Source organism: Methanosarcina sp. Kolksee (assembly GCF_000969945.1).
GTDB lineage: Archaea > Halobacteriota > Methanosarcinia > Methanosarcinales > Methanosarcinaceae > Methanosarcina > Methanosarcina vacuolata.
The window spans coordinates 72,103-94,197 of record NZ_CP009524.1; the positions used below are offsets into that span (position 1 = coordinate 72,103).

18 protein-coding genes are annotated in these 22,095 nt (G+C 39.8%); 8 read left to right on the top strand and 10 right to left on the bottom strand.

Translation table 11 applies throughout. The annotated features are described in order from the left end of the window. Nucleotides 1–70: 70 nt before the first annotated feature. The 5 genes from MSKOL_RS00495 to MSKOL_RS00515 form a co-directional block, all read right to left on the bottom strand. The gene (locus MSKOL_RS00495) at nt 71–1,033 is read right to left on the bottom strand and encodes a metal ABC transporter solute-binding protein, Zn/Mn family (protein WP_048153228.1); all 963 of its coding nucleotides are present in this window, start codon (nt 1,031–1,033) and stop codon (nt 71–73) included. A 272-nt stretch (nt 1,034–1,305) separates the two neighbouring features. Continuing rightward, nucleotides 1,306–1,755, bottom strand: coding sequence for a metal-dependent transcriptional regulator (locus MSKOL_RS00500; RefSeq protein WP_048123449.1), 450 nt, complete (start codon nt 1,753–1,755; stop codon nt 1,306–1,308). A 231-nt stretch (nt 1,756–1,986) separates the two neighbouring features. After that, nucleotides 1,987–3,300, bottom strand: a complete 1,314-nt coding sequence (locus MSKOL_RS00505) for a GntP family permease (RefSeq protein WP_048153229.1) — start codon at nt 3,298–3,300, stop codon at nt 1,987–1,989. Between the two features lie 502 nt (nt 3,301–3,802). Further along, entirely contained in the window at nt 3,803–4,993 is a 1,191-nt protein-coding gene (locus MSKOL_RS18985) for an ISH3 family transposase (protein ID WP_082090993.1), read from the bottom strand. Between the two features lie 306 nt (nt 4,994–5,299). After that, complete coding sequence (locus MSKOL_RS00515; protein ID WP_048153230.1) at nt 5,300–6,301, bottom strand: hypothetical protein; 1,002 nt, start codon at nt 6,299–6,301, stop codon at nt 5,300–5,302. A 424-nt stretch (nt 6,302–6,725) separates the two neighbouring features. On the opposite strand from MSKOL_RS00515, the gene MSKOL_RS00520 reads away from it, so the two are divergent. From MSKOL_RS00520 to MSKOL_RS00530, 3 genes are all read left to right on the top strand, one after another. After that, nucleotides 6,726–8,045, top strand: a complete 1,320-nt coding sequence (locus MSKOL_RS00520) for a cobyrinate a,c-diamide synthase (protein ID WP_048158058.1) — start codon at nt 6,726–6,728, stop codon at nt 8,043–8,045. Nucleotides 8,046–8,583: 538 nt separating this feature from the next. Next, the gene (locus MSKOL_RS00525) at nt 8,584–9,048 is read left to right on the top strand and encodes a glyoxalase/bleomycin resistance/dioxygenase family protein (protein WP_048153231.1); all 465 of its coding nucleotides are present in this window, start codon (nt 8,584–8,586) and stop codon (nt 9,046–9,048) included. Between the two features lie 745 nt (nt 9,049–9,793). After that, entirely contained in the window at nt 9,794–11,227 is a 1,434-nt protein-coding gene (locus MSKOL_RS00530) for a methanogenesis marker 14 protein (RefSeq protein WP_048153232.1), read from the top strand. Nucleotides 11,228–11,406: 179 nt separating this feature from the next. Here the strand turns inward: MSKOL_RS00530 and MSKOL_RS00535 are convergent, their stop codons facing one another. Together MSKOL_RS00535 and mptA are read right to left on the bottom strand one after the other, a co-directional pair. Continuing rightward, on the bottom strand, nt 11,407–11,733 hold the full coding sequence (locus tag MSKOL_RS00535) for a DUF2098 domain-containing protein (protein ID WP_048123454.1): 327 nt from the start codon (nt 11,731–11,733) through the stop codon (nt 11,407–11,409). 535 nt (nt 11,734–12,268) lie between these two features. Continuing rightward, nucleotides 12,269–13,228 carry a GTP cyclohydrolase MptA gene (gene mptA / locus MSKOL_RS00540; RefSeq protein ID WP_048116709.1) on the bottom strand — a complete coding sequence of 320 codons (960 nt, stop codon included), beginning with the start codon at nt 13,226–13,228 and terminating at the stop codon, nt 12,269–12,271. Nucleotides 13,229–13,628: 400 nt separating this feature from the next. Between mptA and MSKOL_RS00545 the strand changes: the two genes are divergently transcribed. Next, entirely contained in the window at nt 13,629–13,913 is a 285-nt protein-coding gene (locus MSKOL_RS00545) for a non-histone chromosomal MC1 family protein (protein WP_048116710.1), read from the top strand. Between the two features lie 121 nt (nt 13,914–14,034). Here MSKOL_RS00545 and MSKOL_RS00550 read toward each other — a convergent pair whose 3' ends face one another. Then, nucleotides 14,035–14,238, bottom strand: coding sequence for a hypothetical protein (locus MSKOL_RS00550; protein ID WP_156150918.1), 204 nt, complete (start codon nt 14,236–14,238; stop codon nt 14,035–14,037). 49 nt (nt 14,239–14,287) lie between these two features. Between MSKOL_RS00550 and argB the strand changes: the two genes are divergently transcribed. Together argB and MSKOL_RS00560 are read left to right on the top strand one after the other, a co-directional pair. Then, nucleotides 14,288–15,187 carry an acetylglutamate kinase gene (gene argB / locus MSKOL_RS00555; protein WP_048153234.1) on the top strand — a complete coding sequence of 300 codons (900 nt, stop codon included), beginning with the start codon at nt 14,288–14,290 and terminating at the stop codon, nt 15,185–15,187. Nucleotides 15,188–15,260: 73 nt separating this feature from the next. Next, complete coding sequence (locus MSKOL_RS00560) at nt 15,261–15,767, top strand: GNAT family N-acetyltransferase (RefSeq protein ID WP_048153235.1); 507 nt, start codon at nt 15,261–15,263, stop codon at nt 15,765–15,767. A 33-nt stretch (nt 15,768–15,800) separates the two neighbouring features. Here the strand turns inward: MSKOL_RS00560 and MSKOL_RS00565 are convergent, their stop codons facing one another. Further along, nucleotides 15,801–16,841: an archaeosine biosynthesis radical SAM protein RaSEA gene (locus tag MSKOL_RS00565; RefSeq protein WP_048116720.1), complete on the bottom strand. Its 1,041-nt coding sequence runs from the start codon at nt 16,839–16,841 to the stop codon at nt 15,801–15,803. 142 nt (nt 16,842–16,983) lie between these two features. Beyond that, a complete protein-coding gene (guaA, locus tag MSKOL_RS00570; RefSeq protein WP_048116722.1) occupies nt 16,984–17,901 on the bottom strand; it encodes a glutamine-hydrolyzing GMP synthase in 918 nt (305 codons plus the stop codon). Between the two features lie 501 nt (nt 17,902–18,402). On the opposite strand from guaA, the gene MSKOL_RS21260 reads away from it, so the two are divergent. Both MSKOL_RS21260 and recQ read left to right on the top strand, forming a co-directional pair. Beyond that, nucleotides 18,403–18,537 (top strand): hypothetical protein, encoded by a 135-nt coding sequence (locus MSKOL_RS21260; RefSeq protein WP_255351952.1) that lies wholly within the window; start codon nt 18,403–18,405, stop codon nt 18,535–18,537. Between the two features lie 720 nt (nt 18,538–19,257). Beyond that, nucleotides 19,258–22,011 carry a DNA helicase RecQ gene (recQ, locus tag MSKOL_RS00575; protein WP_052725612.1) on the top strand — a complete coding sequence of 918 codons (2,754 nt, stop codon included), beginning with the start codon at nt 19,258–19,260 and terminating at the stop codon, nt 22,009–22,011. Nucleotides 22,012–22,095 lie beyond the last annotated feature (84 nt).

Below are 22,095 nucleotides of genomic sequence, written 5' to 3' on the forward strand. Positions count from 1 at the left end.
TACTGACTTTTTACCTTACTGCCTTCGTACCTTACTGCCTTCTTACATACTGCCTTCGTACATACTGCCTTCATACGAGGTTTCTGGCAAAAATATCAGATACATTATCCATATTTGCAATGTAATCCTTTGCAAGCGGGTCTACAGCTACAACCTCACCGCCGATCTCTTCAGCTACGGCTTGCGCACTCTGCTTACTTGTTTGGGGCTGGATAAAGATTACTTTGACGTGCTTTTCCTTTGCAAGATCTACAAGCTTCGCCAGATCCTCAGCGCTTGGCTCTTTTCCTTCACTCTCAACTGAAATCATGGTAAGGTTATAATCCGCTGCAAAATATCCCCAGGAAGGATGATAAACCATGAAGTTTCTTTCCGTTTTTCCCGAAAGCTTTTCGCGAATCCTTGCGTCCAGGGTGTCCAGTTCCTTAAGATAGGCGTCTCTGTTCTGAGCATAGTAAGTCTTGTTCTCAGGATCTATTTTGGCAAGTCCCTCATAAATGTTCTCGACCATTATTTTTGCATTTGCAGGAGATGTCCATATATGGGGGTCCAGTTCAGTTTCTTCTTCATCAGCTTCAAGTTTCCCTGCTCCTTCCTCTTCGTGATGATCGTGAGCAGCAAGTTCTCTGAGTTTAATTCCATTAGAAGAGTTTACAATAAGAGTTCCACTGTTAATAGATTCAAACCTGTCGATCCAGACTTCCTCAAAGGGCATATCGATTCCGACTGTAACATACATACTGGCTTTGCTTATATTTTCTATTTCTTTAGGGGATGGTTCATAAGTATGAGGGTCTGCTCCCGGAGGAATTATGACAACAGTTTTTACTTTGTCTCCCCCCACTTTTTCTACAAACTCAGCCTGAGGAAGCACACTTACAGCTACAATTACAGGCTCGTTTGACCCTGCTACTCCAACTTCCTGTCCTGTACTCTCATTAGTTTGGGAGTCATCTGGGCCTGTACAGCCGCTGGCAAAAAGGCTCAGACCAACAGTCAAGAGCACTAATAAAGGTAGAATTTTCAGATTCATATTAAGATCCCACTTTCTTCACTTTCATTTTTCTTTGGCTCATGAATGGCTCATGAATATATTTCTGGATGAGATAAGGCCGACATCATTCAAAGTCTCTCTATACCCAAAGTCCATCAGTATTCCAAATTTGGTATATGACCAAATTTTTGAGTTATTCAGACAATTTTTTGGTGTATGACCAAATTTATCTCGAAGCTCATACTCAGCACTTAATTAGCACTTTAGCTCTTCATTTAACATTTCGTTTAATACTACACTTATTCAGGCATTCAATCATGTTTTTCTTCATACAAGCATCTTTCATGGCTTATTTCCCCGCATACCCCGAACATTGGGTGGCCCATTGAGCTGCAGATTTTATTTACAGCGTCCCTTGAGACGAAAGCCTCAAAACGCGAAACTTCACTACAAGCTTCCTCCGACGAAAGACCGTAATGGGTTAAGAGAAGACTGAGGATCCTGTGCCTTCGGATAAGAAACTGCGTATACGCCTCACCCATTTCCGTCAGATCCACCCCCCTGTAAGGGACATGGTTCAGGTAGCCTGCACTTGCAAGCTCGTTTAAGGTCTTGGTTGTGGTTGAGGGGTCTACTTGCAGGCCTGAAGAAATCTCTGTAGTTTTTACAGTGCCTCCTTTTTCAAGAATGAACTTAAGATAATCTACCTTTCTCGGCGAGAGTTCAAGGCCTGTAAATTCATGATAACTTTGCTCATTCATATAGAGAAATATAAAAAACTGGTATTTATTGTTTGCCACGTCCCAAATTATGAAGTTATAATTTTACTGTGGCAAACTTAGAAAAGCGGGAAGAATGTGAGAGTAGAGTTTAAAACTCTCAGTAAAAAACATAGTAAAAGAGAAAACCTGGTAAAAGAAAAGGTTCAGTAAAAGGAAGAATTCAGTAAAAGGAAGAATTCAGTAAAAGGAAAATATCAGAAAAAGAAGAATTCAGTAAAAGAAGATATACACAGTAGATATCAGCAGGAAACTCACGATACCCATCAAGGCGTTCCCAAGGGTATTTGACTTGAAGACCTTAGATGGTTCCAGTTCTGCAAGCTCTCCGAAAATCCAGAAGAAGGGATCATTGACATGGGAAATTAGAAAAGTGCCTGAAGCCATAGAAAGGATAACAATTTCCGGAGGAATCCCAAGCTCAGGAACCAGTGGCAGTAAAAGGGAAGGTGCAATAAGCATGGTCACAACCCTTGATCCCTGAACGGTTTGAAGGGCTGCGGCAACGAGAAAAGGCACAAGGATATGGGGAAGGCTCAACTGCAAGAAAAACCTGCCAAGAGCTTCTCCTGCCCCGGTCATGGCAAGAGTTGCCCCGAGAGCGCCTCCTCCGCAAAGGTCAAGAAGAACAACTCCACTTCTTCTCACAGCTTTTTCGATCAGTTCCCTCAGTACGAGAGATCCAAGTTTTCTGGCAGAATAGATGGAGAGAAGGACCCCTATAAGAAGGGCAATATTTGGGTTTCCCAGAAAGGTGAGCACAGGATGTTGTTCAAAGCCTGTGTGAAGGAGAATAAGGAGTAAAGGAAAAAAGATTGGGGCATAGGCCTCAAGCCGTCGGGGTCTTTTGACAGAGTTACTATATATTCCTGAGGTTTTTTCCTGAATTTCAGTTGTCTTTTCCTCTACCCTGTTCGAAAGATATGCAGTCTCAGACTTTTCCAGATTTTTGGAATAAAGGTAACCTGCAATGGAAGTCGGAAGTGCAATAAGAAGTCCCAGAATAAAAAGCCTGTCCACATTAGCTGATAGCTCTTCTGCTGCCGAGATTACTACCGGTGAAGGATAGACAAGGTTAAACGAGGCAACGGCTCCGAGTGCAAGGACTGTTGCAGTGGAAATGGGGGGGTTATCGAGCCTGGCAGCCAACTCTTTAGCTATTGGAATAAAGATAACATAGGCAAGAATGTAACACATCAGGGGAACAGAAAAAAGAAAGCCAAGGACATTAAGGGCAAGTAGGGGATTTCTGGAAAAACGTATAATATCAGAGGCTATTAAGGACATCCCTCCGGTTCCCTGAAGCAGGAGTCCAATAACACTTCCACATGTAATAATAATAGCAAAACGAGAAAATACACTGCCCAATCCTCCGGTTATTGCTTCGACCGTAGCCAGGGGCTCTCCTGCAAGGATTCCTGTAAAAACGGATACAAGGACAAGACTGATAAAAGGGTGCAACCTGAGTCTGGCTGTAAAAAATAAGATGCAGAGAAGGGCAAAAAGGAATATGATTACAGGATGCATGTTTAAAACCTGATCGTGGATGGTCTATCTTTATTCGATTGATGTTTTAAAACACCTGAATGTCAGCAGTTCCTTTAAAGTCCATATTGAGTTCACAATTCCTGCCGCTCTTGCAGGTGTGTTATATAAGTTCCATTCCCGGAAATATTGCCTCGGTTAGTAAGACCCTAGAGCTTACAGTTTTTATTTGGACAGGCAACGTCAAAGAATTGTGGGTTTTGACTTCTTTTCCCCTAATGTACACATATGATATTCAAATATCTAATACAAATCAAATATAAATTAACCCTCATATCAGTAGTTCCGATCAGACTGACTTCCGAATGATAAAAACAAATTGAACTTACATTTTATCCATTAATTTTCAAAGTAGACTATATTATTGATCAGATTTTAAAATTCTTAAGCTATAACTTTCACTTACATTTTTCAAAAAATCAGATCACATTGAGTAATTTTATAGCATACGCTATTAGGTTCTTAAATTTTAATTTGAGATGAGTTATATTATAGTTAATCGAGTGCATAGCACTCGATTTCTTTCTTCATTGACCCATCTCAAACAATCCAGTAACACACTAACAGGAATAAAATTCAGCGACCTTAGTCCATATCTTACAACTTTTTTTATGTCTTCATTTATTAATGATTTTAGCTCATAAGCTGTAATTTCTAGAACTGACTTTAGCATATTTAGCACATTGTACATGATGCATTGAATAATAAAGAACAATACTCTTGCTACTGGAGATTTTGTACATGATCGTATCTTGAACTCGTTTTTCACTCTATACCCAGTTTCTATATTCCATCGTTTTCTATATTCTTCAGGAATCATCTTTTCAAATTTCTCAATTGATTCTGCTTTTTTGTTTGTAGCAAACAGAAGATACTTTTTCTTTTTATCATTATATATTGCCACAACATTGAAAGAAGGTCCTCCTTTCTGGAATCGATATTCAAAAATAGTCGAAGTATTCCCATACTCTTTTTGATGATTTTTAAGTTCTCTATTGATAACCTGAGTCGATTTAGCTGCTATAACAAAATTGACTTTAAGTTCATCCAACTTTGAAATTACATCTGTGTTAAAAAATTCTTTATCAAGGTATGTTGTTCCTGTTTTTACACCTATCGTTTTAAGTCTTTTGAATAAAGATTCGATTAAAAGAGAATAATTCTTGTTCAAACTATTGATGTCTATTACGTCAAGTGTTAAGTGAGAAGTTCCAATTATATCAAGAGTACAGAACGATTTACCCCATGAACTACCATTCTTTAGTTTTATTCCTCTAATACCAGGAGTATTTTTGTCTCCATAATACGAAATGTCATGAAAATCAATAGCTATATCATGAATATTGTTTTCAAGTTTCATCATCTTGAAAAGCTCAAGATTCATTTTTCTAAAAGAGGAAAGAATATCTTCAATTTTATTTTCTTTGATGTAATTGAAAATAGTATCTGCTGAAGGTATTCTTAAGTCAGGATTTTTTCTTTGCAAATCATTACTTGCAGATTCAAGAGAGTCTGTAGAGGATGTTGCGGCATGCAGCAATATGTTTAAAGTGTCCTGACATTCATAATTTGCAGATTCTGGCAAAGTTATTATATTATATTTGCTAATCAATTCAGAGGATACAGCCAGCAAGCTGGCTGTATCTGTGGTCATGGAATCGTTTTTTGTTGGCATTAAAAATAAATTCCATGATCTAATAAAACTTTTTTTCGGCTAATTCTAATTAGTTACTAATGTTCTAAATTCAGCATTCGGAACTTGGGTTATTCGGAACTACTGATATTCTTTTTCTTAAATCAAAAATAAGGATTAGCTTTCAATAATACTTTTATAACTTTTGAATAAAACTAGAACTTTAAGGATTCTCAGATACTAAAAAATCTATCTGATGAATAGTTGCATTTAATGTTGTATTCTAACACTTTGTGTGGAGAGTAGGTATACTCTCCGACACATATGTTATATTTTTTGCTGGCTAATTTATTCACATTCTTTTGTTGAAGTCTCTGCAGCATTATCACATGTCTTTTCTTCTGTTGAAGTCTCTGCAGCATTGTCACATGTTTTTTCTTTTGTTGAAGTCTCTGTTGAGGTATCTACAGCATTGTCACATGTTTTTTCTTCTGTTGAGGTATCTGCAGCATTGTCACATGTTTTTTCTGTTGTTGAAGTATCTGCAGCATTGTCACATGTTTTTTCTGTTGCTGAGGTATCTACAGCATTGTCACATGTTTTTTCTGTTGTTGAAGTATCTGCAGCATTGTCACATGTTTTTTCTGTTGTTGAAGTATCTACAGCATTGTCACATGTTTTTTCTGTTGCTGAGGTATCTACAGCATTGTCACATGTTTTTTCTGTTGTTGAGGTATCTACAGCATTGTCACATGTCTTTTCTTCTGTCGAAGTATCTGCAGCATTACCACATGTTTTTTCTGTTGTTGAAGTATCTACAGCATTGTCACATGTCTTTTCTTCTGTCGAAGTATCTGCAGCATTACCACATGTTTTTTCTGTTGTTGAAGTATCTACAGAAACGCAGCTGTGTAATTCAGAGCTACAATTTGTTGAGCTACAATTTACTACGTTGCAATTTACTACGTTGCAATTTACTAAGCTACAATTTGCTAAGCTACAATTTGCTTGCTCGCAGTCTGTAATAGACTCGCAATTACAAGAGGTACATTCCTTATTACAATATTTGTTCTGTTTTCCGTCTACAATAGAAACGCAGCCGTATAATTCAGAGCTACAATTTGCTGAGCTACAATTTGTTACGCTACAATTTACTAAGCTGCAATTTACTAAGCTGCAATTTGCTAAGTTGCAATTTACTAAGCTACAATTTGCTTGATCACAGTCTGTTGCAGACTTTACAGAATTATCACAGGAAGCTGCTCCTGCGGTAATTGAAGTTGAGATCATTAGTAATATAAATAAAATAGATCCCATAATTTTTGCAATTGATTTTTCATTAGAATTCATCTTATTCCTCTAGTTCCTCTGATTCCTCTGATCTTGTAACTTGAGAAAATCCGGAACTAAAGTTCATCCTTTCAATTATATATATAACAATACTTACATTAAATACGTTATATAATATTCATTAGAATGTTTCTAATACTTCATAACCTCTAATAAGGCGATAAAAACAAATTTAAAGCTTTATAATGCTTTATTTACTTTTAATGCTTGTTTATAAAGTTGCGAACTTAAATATTAATTAATTTTATTAAATTTTGCTGTTGTTCTTTCTGTTTAATCGCACTTATTACTAACATTATAACATTTTTATTATATATTGAATTTTTCAAAATTTTTTCATTCTTTTTTTGGACGCGATCATAAAGTGCTGAAAACAGCCGGATTGATAGCTTTAATATATTTTAACGGCAACAATATCCAGCAGATGACAAAAGGAATACTTATTGCAGGAACCCATAGTGGGGTCGGAAAAACGACAGTCTCCATGGGTATCATGGCTGCCCTTAAACACAGGCAGCTAAAGGTTCAGCCTTACAAGGTAGGGCCTGACTATATCGATCCTTCTCATCACACTGCAATTTGCGGGCGTCCTTCAAGGAACCTGGACACATACATAATGGGCACTGACGGAGTCGGGCAGACTGTGGCCCGAACTTCTGCAGATGCGGATATTGTGGTAGTAGAAGGAGTTATGGGGCTCTTTGATGGAATTGATTCTACAGAAATTGCAAGTTCCGCACATATAGCAAAAACCCTTAATCTCCCGGTAATTCTGGTAATCAATGTGCATGGGATGTCCAGGAGTACCGCTGCTCTCCTTAAAGGGTATTCTGAGTTCGATCCTGAAGTAAGGGTTGTAGGCGTTATCCTGAATCAGGTAGGCAGCCAAAGGCATGCGGAACTCGTAAGAAATTCACTTCCGGGTAACATTCCTATTGTAGGTATGATTCCAAGAAGGAAAGATATCGAGGTTCCCTCCAGACATCTCGGGCTGTACATGGCTCATGAAAAGGACTACAATACTGAGGAAATGGCGGCTTTTATTGAGGAAAATGTTGACCTTGACGCAGTGATCGAACTTTCTGAGCCTATTTCGGTCCCGGAGATCAGAAATATCACTGGGCCTGAAGCGGATCTCAGGATAGGAATTGCTATGGACCCGGCTTTCTGCTTCTATTACCAGGATATGTTCGACGCGTTCAGGGATTGCGGAGCTGAAGTCGAATTTTTCAGTCCTATGGAAGGAGAACTTCCGGATGTAGACGGAATTTACCTTGGAGGCGGCTACCCTGAACTTTACGCAGAAACCCTTGAAAAGTCAGAAACTACCCGAAAACTTAAAGGCCTTGCAGCTGACGGTTTGCCTATCTATGCAGAATGCGGTGGCCTTCTTTACCTCTGCGGGACATATGAAATCGATAACAGGACATATAAACTCGCAGATGTCGTGCCTGCAAACACACGCATGACAAATCGGCTTAAAGCCCTGGGATATACTGAAGCTCGCCCTCTGGACAAAACCTTCTCTTCTCACAATATCAGAGGTCACGAATTCCACTACTCTGTCACTGAATGTGATCGCGATGCAAAGTTTGCATATGAAATGCTGCGCGGAAAAGGTATACAGGACGGTTTTGATGGCCTTGTCGAGCATAACACCCTGGCAGGCTATATGCATTCTCACCCTGCTACCTTTCCGGTGGAAAAATTCGTGCAAAAATGCAGGGAATACAGAAAACGGTAAATGTTCTTTTAGAATAAAGCACAGATTCAGGATCAGTGTAGTTGCTTGCAAAGCAAGCAACTTTTTAATTTCTACCTTTTTAATTTCTACAATTCTTAAAACATATACTGTGTCTTTTATTTAAGTTTTTAACTGATAATATTACTGCCATTTTCATTTATCTCTTAAATTCGCTATCTGTCTGAAGATTATTTTTTTCTTTCTCTTCTTTTTTCTCCTTTTTTCTCCCTTTTGGGTTTTTCTGAGAGCTTTTTGTGGGTGGTTTAGAAGTCTTTTTAGAAGTCTTTACAAATTTTAAGTTTCAACAATATAGTTCGAATTTTTTGGCACTTTTACCTGAAACTTCATATAACACTTTCAGTCTATTAGGCTATAATTTATAATGTCTAAAGTAATTTACAATTACCAACGTAATTTTTGGAACGGAGGAGAATAAACTAGAAGGGGACTTACCAGAAGAGAATGAACTTTAAGAGAACTCAGTACAAGAGAATACAATAGAAGAGGTATCATATTATTTACAAAAGGAGAAAATAAAATGAAATTTATATGCCCGCTTATTGTTGTAAATGATATAGGGGCTTCCAGAAGCTTTTACGAAAACGTCCTTAATCAAAAGGTACAGTGCGATTTCGGTGAGAATGTATCATTTGAAGGCGGCTTTGCTATACACTTGAAATCACATTTTTCAGATTTAATAAGCATAAGTAAGAACGACATAGTTCAAAAGTCAAACAATTGTGAATTGTATTTTGAAGAAGACGATTTGGATAGTTTTCTTCAAAAGCTGAAAGATGTGGGTTCCATTGAATATGTACACGGTTTGAAAGAACAGCCCTGGGGACAGCGAGTTATCAGATTCTACGATCCTGATATGCACATTGTTGAGGTTGGCGAACCTATGGAAAGCGTAGTAAAAAGGTTCTTGAGTCAAGGCTTATCAATTGAAGAAACCATAAAACGCACTCTAATGCCAGAGGAATTTGTCAAACAGTGTTTGTAGATAAATGAACTATTTTTTAGATCTAAATTACGGGTTGGCAGTGCAACAATATCAATTTTAGCAAAATATACCGTGAAAATGTTTCTGTATGGGTAATTTGTATATAAAGTGGAATTTTGTGGAAGAAATAAATGAGAAATCGCCAGATTACGGAATAGTGTCCTAAAAATATTATAAAATCAAATTGCGTGCTGCAATCTCACCTAAAGGATGCTTCGTGCCTTTCGCCTGGTTTCTGAAAAATTGTGTAATGCCCATGTATGAGATTTCCATAAGATAAAGTTGCATTCTCAACTCTGTAACTGGAAGTGCCAGGAAAGCTCATTTTACAAAGAAACGATGGTAAAGAAGTTTAAACGAAAACAAAAAGAGGCGAGGATTCACTTCGTCCCGCACCTGAATGCAGGGTATTCGTAACCTTCCGCGCTCCCGATATAATAATATTATTAATTTACAGTACTTAGCAAAAGTTATTATAGGTTTTGATGAATACCATCTTTAAACCTTTGATAATCCACTCCTGTTGGTCTTTTTGTAAAGTTAGAGAAGTACTACTTTTCCCGATTAATCTGAGTTCAAATACTGGCTTTCTAAATATTAAAAACATAAATTTATCCTGACTGACTTCAATTAGGTCTGAATAATCTTCAAATAAGTCGGTATTGTTTTTAGATTAAGTTCGCACAATGACTTGTACTTTGTACTAATTCGAGTTTATGCACAGGTTTTTAGGAAGGAATTAAAAATGGCTCTGAAACCCAGAATTACAGAATCCCCTCAGGTTCGTTTGATTGACCTTAAGTCAAAACCTTTCTTTATTGTAGCTTCCGTAGAGGTTGGAAACACCACAACCAAATGTATCCTTACAGCTACCAATATGGAGACTGGAAGGACTCATATTATTAATAAGGTAGTGCGGATGACCAGAGATGTCCGCCGCCCTAGTCCCGGAGAAGTTGTATTCGGGAGGACCCTTACCGGTGTGGAGCTCACTCGTGAATCCGTTGCAGAACTGGTACGTGGAACCCTGACCGAATCAATGGAAAAAGCAAGTCTGGATATAAAAACCGATCTGGACTTTGTGGTTCGTTCCACTGGAGTTGTTGCAGGTTTCGATTCTCCGGAAGAAGTGGGCGAATTTATCAAGGCTCTGGCAGATGGCTGCCTGATGGCAGGAGTTCCCCCGAAAAACATGACCCCACCAATGTCTATTTCAAATATCCCCAAAAAATTCCAGAAATACAGTAAACTGGAAAAAGTAATTTTTGATGGGGCTGTAGCCGGCGTACTACCTCCGATAGGTTCAACTGGCGTTGAAATCGTTGCAAATGAGATGGAAGGGGAGCTTGCAACCGCGGGGATTAAGGAAGCATCCAAACTTACCGATGTTGATTTCAGGAACCCCTGTATTTCAATCGATTTTGGGACAACCCTTGATGGCAGGGTCACAAATTCGGATCAACCGTATGCAAAAACAGTGGGTAACTTCTGTGGCTATGCCGGGGCAATTCCTGACGCAATTATTCGGGGTTCGAAGATTGTGGACTCAAAAGTAGGAACTGCTCTCGAAGTTTTTGAAAAAGAGAAACCGCCTTCTTTCCTTACTTTAAAAATGAAGGCTAAAGCGATTGAAACGTATACAAAGCGTATTCATGAACTTATTGTTATAGAACAGGTTCCACGGGACAGAACGAGGTACGGAAGCGTGCCTGTAAGGCCTGATGCAGCTGAACAGATAGGTGTAACACTTATAGGTTGCGATGTAGGAGTAAACGGCTCCGATATGGGCAAGCTTAGTGCTATAGGCATGGAAATCTGCAAGACTCACGGACTTCAGGTTGTTTCTGCTGTTATTGATGAGGTTATGGCAGGCGTGGTTTGCAGGTTGATTAAGGTTGCAAAAGAAGCAAAGCTTGTTTTTGAGGATACAACTATAGGGATCACTGGCAGGGCAGGGATTACGGGGAACAAACCTAAATTGATCCTGAAATGCCTGGAAGATCTGAATATTTCTTCGAAAATCGATGAGAGAGTAGTCTTCGTAGACGATGGACTTGCCAGGGGGGCAGCCGTAATGGCTCGGTGTATGAATTCTCTTGGCTCGCCGCAAAACCCTCTAGGCGGCAGGCACGGTGGAAAATGTATTCTTGCACAGAGGGTAAAACTACAGAATAAATGACCTTAAAATTGAAGGACAAATGGCCTTAAAACTACAGGAAAAATAACCTCAAATCCAGGATAAATTACCTTAAAATTACAGGCCAAATGACCTTAAAATGCTAAAAATATGAAAAATATTTAAAATGTGGAAAAACTCGAAATATTAAAAGAGAAGGTTTTTAAATGCAGCAAGAGGAATTAACCTCCTGCTCCTCCACCACCGGCTTTTCCAAGGTCGAAGGCTTGCATTGTTTCTCTCTCTTTTCTGAATCTTTCTTCCAGTTCCTCGGCTGTGAATTCTCTTTCTTCTTTCTTTTCTTTAGCTTTAAGCTCAGTTAGTTCCAGGGTTTCTTCCCTGTACCATAGCTCTGTACTTTCGAGCAGAACCCATACCTTTCCCTGCTCATCCTTTTTGATTTGAGTTACGCGGCTGACCGTATCACTGTTTACGTATTTGACGGTATCTCCCGCTTTAATGGGTTTTTTATTTCGCCCTACTGCTGTGATTACTTCAGCATCAGCCATGATCTTACCTCGAAGGCTTCCAGGACGCTGGTATTTCAGGCCCAAAAGTCCTTTGTTTTAATTTTCTGCTTATAGGTTGTCCAGGCCCTCTAATAAAGTTTATGTGGGTTAAACTCTGGGGTAACTCTGTAAATCCTTCTAAGAAAAAAATCTCATCAAAAACTTTTTCAAAAAAAATCTGTAACTATTCAGCCTAGGAAAAACAACATCATTAGCCTGATTTAACAGAATTCAATTGGCAAATTTCAGAAAATGTATTTTATTTGATTGTTGGCTATTGATTACGTTTTTTTCAACTATCATTAGTTAGAATTCAGACATGCCGATTTCATCAAAATCGATATCGATCGATAGATTCCGGCAAGCTGAATCGTTACAAGAATCTCATCAAAAACGTTTTCGAAAAAAGTTTTATCAAAAACTTTGTGGAAATTGTTTTGGATTGAACTTTTGAGGGCCTCTGGGGATCAGAGCTTTTTCCAGAGACTTCCGGGGTTCAAGGTATAGGACGGGTCTATTTTGTATTCTCTTATTTTTAACTGTGATTAATTTCCGACCTTAGATCTCCCATCAGGGCAACTCTTTCGGCATAAGCATTGTGCCTGTGAATGCTTTCCTCATTGGTTTGCTTAATAGTAATTACTGCATTATCAGGAAGGTTCGGAAACTCTTTTACTACATTGTCGGCCATGGTTCTTACACAGTCTTCCACAAATTTCGGGTTCATATGTGCAGTTTCCACAACGACTTTTTCGTCTGAGCGTTTCAATACCTCATACACGCTGGAACTCATAGAGTGATCAATAATGCTGATGATGCTTTCGAGGGAGACGTCAAAATCATGTGCTACCTTGATTGATATAATTCCTCTTCCACGCTGGTTATGGGTAGCCATGGGAACTTTTTCCAGGAATTTTATAATCGTATCTTTATCGACTCCAAGTTCAGAAAGCTCATTTGCGGCTTTATCTCGCATAATCTCCTGAGCACAGGGGCAGGCTGTCATTCCTACAACTTCGGCGCCTATTAGCTTCTTTACATCAAAATAGTCATCATTGCCCTGGCCCCTTATAGCTGATGCTTCAGCAAAGATATTTACAACTTCCTGGCACTTGATTCCGGTGGCAGGGGACGCACGTCTGATCATATATTCGCTTGTCATCCTAACTTCGGCCTGGTTGGCGTATTCATGTCTGCCAAGCAAGTTGTGTGCGATATCACTGCAAAGCTGCTCAATTTCGTATACGGGCATACTGAGTATTTTTTCCAGTACCTCATCTACAGCTTCGAAGTTCCTTGAGAGATTTGCTCCTTTTCGGTCCGAGGGCAGGTCAACAAAAACGTCAAAAGTTGAAATAAGTACGATAGGACGTTTGTCTTTTCGCTTGATTTCAACGAGTTTTTTAACATTTGTTACCCCTACTCGGGTAAGGTTTATAGCTATGCTTGGTTTGCTGGCCTGGACGTCCGGGAGGTTGAAAGTGCAATGTTCCATAATTAACCAGATCCATAAAAAGATGAATGTTTAATTTTGTAAAATGAATCTTGATAAACATGCAATTTTATTCCATTTGGAAAAATATAATGATCATAAGGAGTAATAGCATGTAAAGTTTGTGCTTTCAGGGGTTTTCGAATATATACAATAAACTCAAATTTCTTAATTGCCCAAAACTGATTTCCTAAAACATATTTTGGACTGCATTTCTAACAAGATATAATTATTTAAATATTTCCCATTTTGCCAACAATATTGAAAAATTTAGTTTATATATTCCTCGCAAATTGAGGTGAATTTTTGATAAACCAATAACTACAGGCAACATCCTGAAGAAAGATTTTATATACTTTAAAACGTAATCAGTGTCTAGCAATACATTTGCGAGGTGACCTTTATGTCCAACACAAGAAATTTTGTTTTACGAGACGAAGAAGGCAATGAACACGGCGTTTTCACAGGAAAACAGCCTCGACAGGCTGCCTTGAAAGCTGCAAATCGGGGCGCTGGGACTAAATCCAATCCGGATGTCATCCGACTCAGAGAACGCGGGACAAAGAAGGTGCACGTTTTCAAGGCATGGAAGGAAATGGTTGAAGCGCCTAAAAATAGGCCTGACTGGATGCCTGAGAAAATCAGCAAGCCCTTTGTCAAGAAAGAAAAAATAGAAAAAATCGAATAAATCGGATAAATCGAATAAATCTGATAAAAATAATTTCTCTCATATACCCTGAAAATAGGGTTCTTTCTTTTTCTTTAATATAGATAAGGAATTAGCCTGGACTGGTCTTTAATTTTTTATACTATCCGGGCTGGCTTATTTCCAATGTTTTCATTTCCACTGCCTTCATTTCCACTGCTTTCATTTCCACTGCTTTCATTTCCACTGCTTTCATTTCCACTGCTTTCATTTCCACTGCTTTCATTTCCACTGCTTTCATTTCCACTGCTTTCTCAAAATTAATTCTCTTACTCTTATTTTTTTGCATGTTGTTTCTAACTATCACCAGAGTCTTTAACGATAAGTTTAAAAATAGATTTTCTGATTCCTACATCATGGAACTAAAGAGAGAGAACGTGCTTATTGAAGCCCTGCCTTATATGCAGGAGTTCTATGACTCAATCATGGTTATAAAAGTGGGCGGAAATGCAATGGTTAGCGCCCAGATCATGGAGGATATCATAAAAGATGTTGTGCTCCTGCGCTATGTGGGAATCAAACCCGTTATTGTACACGGGGGCGGGCCTGAGATTACTGAAAAAATGGAGCGTATGGGCAAGAAAGCTGAGTTTTTCCAGGGATTACGTATTACAGATGACGAGACAATGGAAATTGCCAGGATGGTGCTTGTCGGAAATATCAATACCAAAATTGTATCTCTTATCGGGGTTTGCGGAGGAAATGGTATTGGGCTTACTGGATACGATGGAAGAATGATCCTTGGCCATAAGCAGGCTGTAAAGAAGGTAGTGATTAACGGTATTGAGACTGAAGTTGATATTGGCTGGGTTGGGGAGTGTGAGGTAATTAATCCTGATATTCTCCATATAGTACTTCAAAACGGTTATATTCCTGTCATTTCTCCTATTGCTGTGGATGCGAAAGGCAATGCCCTGAATATTAATGCCGATATAGTGGCAGGCGATATTGCAGCAGCTTTGCATGCTAAAAAGCTTATTCTGATGACTGATGTCTCAGGGCTACTTAGAGATGTAAATGATCCCGGTAGCCATATCTCCCGTGTAACTCTGGATGATATTGATCACCTTATCGCTGAAGGCATTATACAGGGTGGTATGATCCCAAAACTCAAAGGCGCAGCAGTCGCAGTAAAAAACGGGGTTGAAAGGGCTCATATAATAAACGGAAGTGTTTCTCACTCCATGCTTCTTGAACTCTTTACTGATCGCGGAGTCGGAACCATGGTCTACAAGTTCAAAAAGCCAAAAGATTAATTATAAACGACCCGGCAGCTTATAAATACCTCTAGTTTTTGATTAATCTTGATAAAAGAGTTTAGAGGTATTTATGAATCTAATCATCAGGCCTGTCAGGTTAAGTGATTCTCAGGACATCAATGAGATGCGAAGGCAAAAAGAGGTCAGGGCACATACCCTTGCCCTTCCTACCGAAACTATTGAGTTTACGGAAGGATTCCTGAGGAGTATGGGAGGTGACGACCATGTACTGGTATCCGAATCCGAAGGAAAAGTTATTGGAATGGTAGGGATACATCTTCTGAAGGGTGTCAGGCAGAGACATTCCGCCTTCCTTGGAATTATGGTAAGGACTGAATATCAGGGGCAGGGTATCGGGAAAAAGTTGATGGAAAACATTCTTGACCTTGCAGATAACTGGCTTATGCTGGTAAGAATCGAGCTTGATGTTACTGCAGACAATGAAAAAGCTATCAGTCTTTACCGGTCTTTTGGTTTTGAGATCGAAGGGACAAAAAAATATGCAATAATAAAGGATGGGAAGTATGCCGACCTTCTCATGATGGCCAGGTACAATATTCCCATTCAGTTCAAATAAAAAAATTCAGTAAAAATGAATTTTTTACGGTTTTTAATCTAAAATAGGTGCTCCGTAGGTAAAGTCTTCAAGTTCCAGGACTTTTCTCCAGAGTTCTTTGCATTCGCAGTCTGTTTTGCTGAGGTCTTCTGGATTCTGGGTAAGTGAAAAAGTCCTTAGAGAGTCTGCAACATCCGAGCTGCAGATTTTACAATTGTGAGGACCGCGTTTTGAGCCTGCACCTACCGGATCGGACATAAGAGGAAGGTCTGGATGAGCGGCTTTTGCCCTTTTCAGGATTTCTACAATACTCCAGAGCCAGGGAGGGCGATATTGTCCTTTTTCCCAGAGCGCTTCAACAAGGGTGCCTTTCTGGACATTGCAGAGGTTGATCGAAATTGTGTCAGCGTAAGGAGCCGCATCATCTATGGAACCGATAATGTCCTCAAGGGCCTGGCGTTCGGAAAGAAAAAGAGGTTTTAGCATCAGGTAGGCTTTAACAGTTGCCCCATTTTTCCTTGATATTTCTGAGGCACGGACAAAATCCCTGAAGGTAAAACCTTTATTAATAGAGTCCCTGCGGATTCTGTCCGAGCTAGTCTCCAATCCGAAAGCCAGTTCAAATGGCTTATTTTTCAGAATATTGAGACATTCCTTAACATTCTCTTCAGTTACGAAGTTAGGGCGGGTTTCCGCAAGTACCTTGACTACTCTGGGATCGTCTGCAAGAGTTTTGAGGATTGCATCTCTTGCCTCAGGAGGAACCTCCTGCTCGTCAAGAAAACTGCCTGAGGTGAAAATTTTTACCATAAACTCAGGGAATTTTTCAGCTTTCTTCATTGCTCTTGCAAGCTGGGCCTTGTAATCCTCCAGAGTTGGGGGTTCACTTGCGCAGTCATAGACATAACCGCACATAGTACACCCTCCGGCTTTTCCCCAGCGGCACCCGGCGCTCTTGAAGATCACAGTCAAAGTCTTTACCTGAGTTTCATTTACCAGGTCTACTCCTGTCCAGCTTGCTGCAGGTTCATTGGTAGGAGAAGGTCTAACTTTAATCCGCTGTCGGATTTCCATTACTGCTTTATTCAGTGTCATGGGCGTAAAAACTCGCTTTGTGGCTTGCTTCATATTATAAAAAAGATTTGAAGCTGAGAGCCAGCTTCATTATTCATTCCTTATATTCTGTACTTTTACTTTTATACTCTGTAACTCTAATTCCATTTAAGTGGCCTGTGCTTCACTCAAACTCAATAGTTGCAGGCGGTTTTGGTGTGATATCATAAACCACTCTGGCTACTTTCGGGATTTCAGAGGTAATTCTTGATTCCAGCTTTTTGAGTACATCCCAGGGAAGTTCGAGCGCTTCTGCAGTCATTCCGTCTCTGGAGCCTACAGCCCTTACAGCTATTATCCAGCCGTAAGCCCGGATATCTCCTTTTACGCCTGTTCCCTTGCCAAGTACAGCAGCAAAAGTCTGCCAGGGACAGAACCTGTCAAGAAGTTCTTCTTCAACTATAGAGTTCGCTTCCCGTACAACCTCAAGTTTCTCCTCTGTAACTTCTCCAAGAATCCGCACAGCCAGGCCAGGTCCGGGGAAAGGCATCCTTTCACAGATTTCGTCAGGCAGCTTGAGAGCCCAGGCAACTTCTCGAACCTCATCTTTGTAAAGGTCCTCGATAGGTTCTATTATCTTCTTGAAGTCCATTACGCTGGGCAGCCCTCCAACATTGTGGTGGGATTTGATTCCGCCTTCTGACTCGATCCTGTCAGGGTAAATTGTGCCCTGGATAAGATAATCGGCTTCAAGTTTCCTTGCCTCTTCTTCAAAGACCCGGATGAATGTCTCGCCTATAGCCTTCCTTTTCTCTTCAGGGTCAGTTATGCCTTTCAGGGCTGCAAGGAACCTGTCCTTTGCATATACAATATCCAGGTTCATGTGGGAGAAAATATGCTTTATCCTCTCGGTTTCTCCTTTTCTCATGAGCCCTGTGTCAATGTAGATTGGTTGCAGCCTGCCCCCTATTGCCCTGTGAGCCAGTTCCGCACAAACAGAACTGTCCACGCCGCCTGAGAGTGCAATAATTGCTCTCCCATCCTTTATTTCCTTGCTAATTTTCTCAACTGCTTTTGGAATGAATTTCTCGGGTTTTACCATTGAAATGCTCCTTAAATGATGCTGAACTGAAAATCCTTTGAAAAAATGATCGTGATCAGTAAAGACTTATTAGAATTATCTGAATTTGACTATTTTAGTGTGATATATGAGTTTGTGCATGGGGTTTTTGATATTTAAAGGTATCATAAAAGAAGTTTGCAGATAAATAAAAATATTTTACTTCTACTGAAACGAAATAAAATTTAAATGTATTCTCTTTGTCTAGCAGCTATAAACGGGAAATTAGTTTTTTAATTCCCAGTTATGATTTTGTTTTAGATCTTATTAGCCAGTAACTTACTGGCTGGTAAGATAACTTCAAATGGAGTCGAAATCAATTTCCTGAAGACTTTATGGAAAATTAAGCTTGATACGAAAGCAAGTATTCTACATAGGCAGAAATTTACGTCTACCCCCTCTAGAAAATTAAAAATTAGAATTATATACGAAGCTTTTCCAAAAATATTCCTATTAAAATCCAGAGAGGAATTGGTGATAGGAATGGGTAGTGAGAACTATGAGCTTGTCGATACGCTTGAAAGAATTGCAAAGTCCCTGGAAAGCCTGGCGGAGTCACAGAAAAAAATAGCTGACACTCTGGAATGGGTGGTAAAAGACAAGGGATTTGTAGACTGAAGCGGGCGAAATTTTTGGAATAAGGAAAAGTGTGCCATGAATAGAAACTGCGGAAAACTGAAAACATAGCTTGTTGGTTAAGGGATTATCTTAAGAGGAAGATAAGAAGTACCTGGGTGTAGCCGCACTCCTTATCTTCCTATCTTTACCTAAGATCAAACATTAATAATGCTGACGCTAGAAACCAGTAAACCACTTGCTTATTACCACTTTTCAATCCTTTTCCGACTTTTCCTAATTTGGTGATGTGATTTTCTTTTCAAAATTTTTTCCTAATTTGGTAATTTAATTTTCCTTTCTATATCCTTTTTTGAATTTTACTATCTTGAGATACCTCTGATGTATGTCCATAGCTTACAGCTAATACACCCGAGTACTTTCACCCCGCACACCTGCAACTTAAATATGATGAGCGTAAAACACCACAACATCAGGATTCCATACCTGACACATTTTATACTGATATTACTGATGTCTAATTCCTCACTACACGGGAATAATTTACTATAGAGGAATAGTTTTCATAAACATAGAATAAGTCTATTATAAAAATTGAAATATTGAGGATATGTCTGTGCATGAGAGCATATCCACACTTTGACTTCCCTGGATCTTCTGGGGTTTATATTCTGGCGTGACATTGATTCTACAGGTCAGGGGGATTCGAAAACGAGCACTGAGTATGATTTCTTGAAGGCAAGTAAACGTGAGCTTGAGCCAATGCCTTCCCTGTCCGCCAGAATGCATTCAACCCTTCACCAGTATTTCGGATACACTTCCTTTCGCCCGTTGCAGGAGGCAATTATCAGGGATGTTCTGGAAAGGAAAGACGTTTTCGTGCTCATGCCTACCGGCGGGGGCAAGTCGATGTGCTACCAGTTGCCTGCCCTTCTCATGGAAGGAGTTACTGTTGTTGTTTCTCCTCTTATCTCTCTGATGAAAGACCAGGTTGATGGACTTGAAGCAAACGGGATTGCCGCAGCCTGCATGAACAGTACCCAGAGCGCCAGAGAAAACCGTGATGTAAAGACGGCTTTTCTCGAAAACCGGTTAAAAGTTCTTTACGTTGCTCCTGAAAGGCTTATGATGCCAGGGACCCTTGCTTTTTTAAAGAAAGGAAAGGTCAGTCTTTTTGCGATTGACGAAGCTCACTGTATTTCCGAGTGGGGCCATGATTTTCGGCCTGAGTACAGAAAATTGAAACTTTTGAGAGATCCTAAAACAGGCTTTCCTGATATCCCAATTATTGCGCTTACGGCAACAGCCACAGAAAGGGTCCGAGAAGATATCATATCGCAACTCAATCTTCATCTTCCTCCGGAAAAAGGTCCGTATGTGGCCAGTTTCAACCGGAAAAACCTTTACTATGAGGTCAGGCCAAAAAAAGAAACTTTTTCCGAGATTACTGACTACCTGCGCAGGCATAGAGGTGAAGCGGGTATCATCTATTGCCAGAGCCGAAATAGCGTCGAAGCACTTACAAAAAAACTGAACATTGCAGGTTTCAGGGCCCTTCCCTACCATGCAGGGCTTTCAGACTCCGAGAGGAACCGAAACCAGGAGATGTTCATTAAAGATGACGTGGACATCATAGTAGCTACAATCGCTTTTGGGATGGGGATTGATAAGTCCAATGTACGTTTTGTAATACACTATGATCTTCCCAGAAATCTTGAGAGCTACTATCAGGAGACCGGCAGAGGAGGAAGGGACGGAAGCCCATGCGAATGTATCCTTTTTTTCAGCAGAGGAGACCGGTTCAAGATTGAGTACTTTATCTCACAGAAGACAAATGAAAAGGAGAAGGACATTTCTCTGGTGCAGTTAAGGCAAATGGTAGCTTATTGCGAGGTAAATAAGTGCAGGCGCCAGACTTTGATGGAGTACTTTGGTGAAGAGCTCCCAGAACCCTGCGGGAATTGTGACTGCTGCCTTACTCCTAAAGATACCTTTGATGGGACTGAAGCTGCAAAAAAATTGATAACCTGCGTCCAGGAACTGAACCAGCGCTTTGGCACTAACTATGTTATTGATGTCCTCACAGGTTCAAAGAATAAAAAGATCAGGCAAAACCGTCATGAAAGGTTGAAAAGTCATGGCAGTGGCCTGGAGTTCACAAAAGAACAATGGAAATCATTAGCTTCCGAAATGATAAATACCGGTCTTCTGGACGTAAGTGGGACAAAGTATCCTGTATTGAAGCTTAATGCCATGAGCAGAAAAATACTGAAAGGGCTGGAACAAGTAGAGCTTGTCTGCCCCGAAGGTTTTGCTCCTGAGGCTGAAGAAAGTTTCATGCCTTCTACGGTAACTGGTACAAAAGGCAAAAAAGCCGACGATCTAAGTTTCTCTGAGGAAGAAACTTTTTCAGATAAATTTTCAGTTGCTTCTGACATCCTCAAAGCTTCAGAGGCGAAAAAAGCTATAATCTCCGGGAAAGAGCCTGATCCTATTCTTTTTGAACGGTTAAGAGCTCTGAGAAAGGAAATTGCTCTACAGAAAAATCTTCCTCCCTACATTATTTTTTCTGACACTTCCCTTAAGGAAATGGCTACAAGATTCCCGCAAACTTCTGAGGAGTTTCATTCTATTACAGGGGTTGGAGAACATAAATTAAGAAAATACGGGGATGTTTTTCTCAAGGAAATCGAAAACTACTGCACAGATTACAGTTTAGTACCCGCTGAAAAACCTGCTGAAAAATCTATTGAAAAACCTGTTGAAGAATCTGCTGAAACACCTGTTGAGAAATCTATTAAAACACCTGTTGAAAAATCTATTGAAACACCTGTTGAAAAATCGATTGAAACACCTGTTGAAAAATTAGAGGCTACCTGTAAAGACCCTGAACAAGAGGGAATAACCTCAAAAGAAACTGCTCAGAATGCTCAGAATGATGAAAATCCCAAAGTTGAGGTCGAGATGTTCGGGACTAATATGTCCGACCCCGAAACTGACAAAATCAACAGTTTGGAAACTTGCAACTTATCAACAAAAAAGACAAGGTATCTGGATACGAGCATTCAGGACTGGTCAGAGCGGAATTCTTCGGCAGGCGGCTTCAGGGAAATAGATACTGCAGAGATATCGCCTGAATTAGAGGTTGTAAACGCCACCAGAGCAGATCCTTCTATCTCCGGTTCTTTTGAAACGGATTCTCTGCAAAGAACTTTCTCTCTTTTTACGCAGGGGTTTGGAATCGATGAGATTGCTGACATCCAGGGTATGAGTATCAGAGCCGTTTTCAGGCAACTTGAACAGCTCACTCTTTCTGGAAATGTAAGAAATATTGGAGGACTCTTACCTCCCAAAAGACAACAACAGATCAAAGCTTCCCTGGAAAGCTTAGAAGTTGAGCTAAACTCTCTGCTTCGGGCAAGGTTGGGTGAGAACTGCCAGGAAGAAGAAATGAAATTTGTCAGAGCTCTCCTTCTGTCCAGAATCTGCTTTTCCCAGCCTGAAGATGGTAAGTAAAACCCTTTTCTGCAAATTTCGCTGTTCTTCTTTGATTTTTATGATTTTCTGACCTTTTTAATTTTCACTGTTTTTCAATTCTCA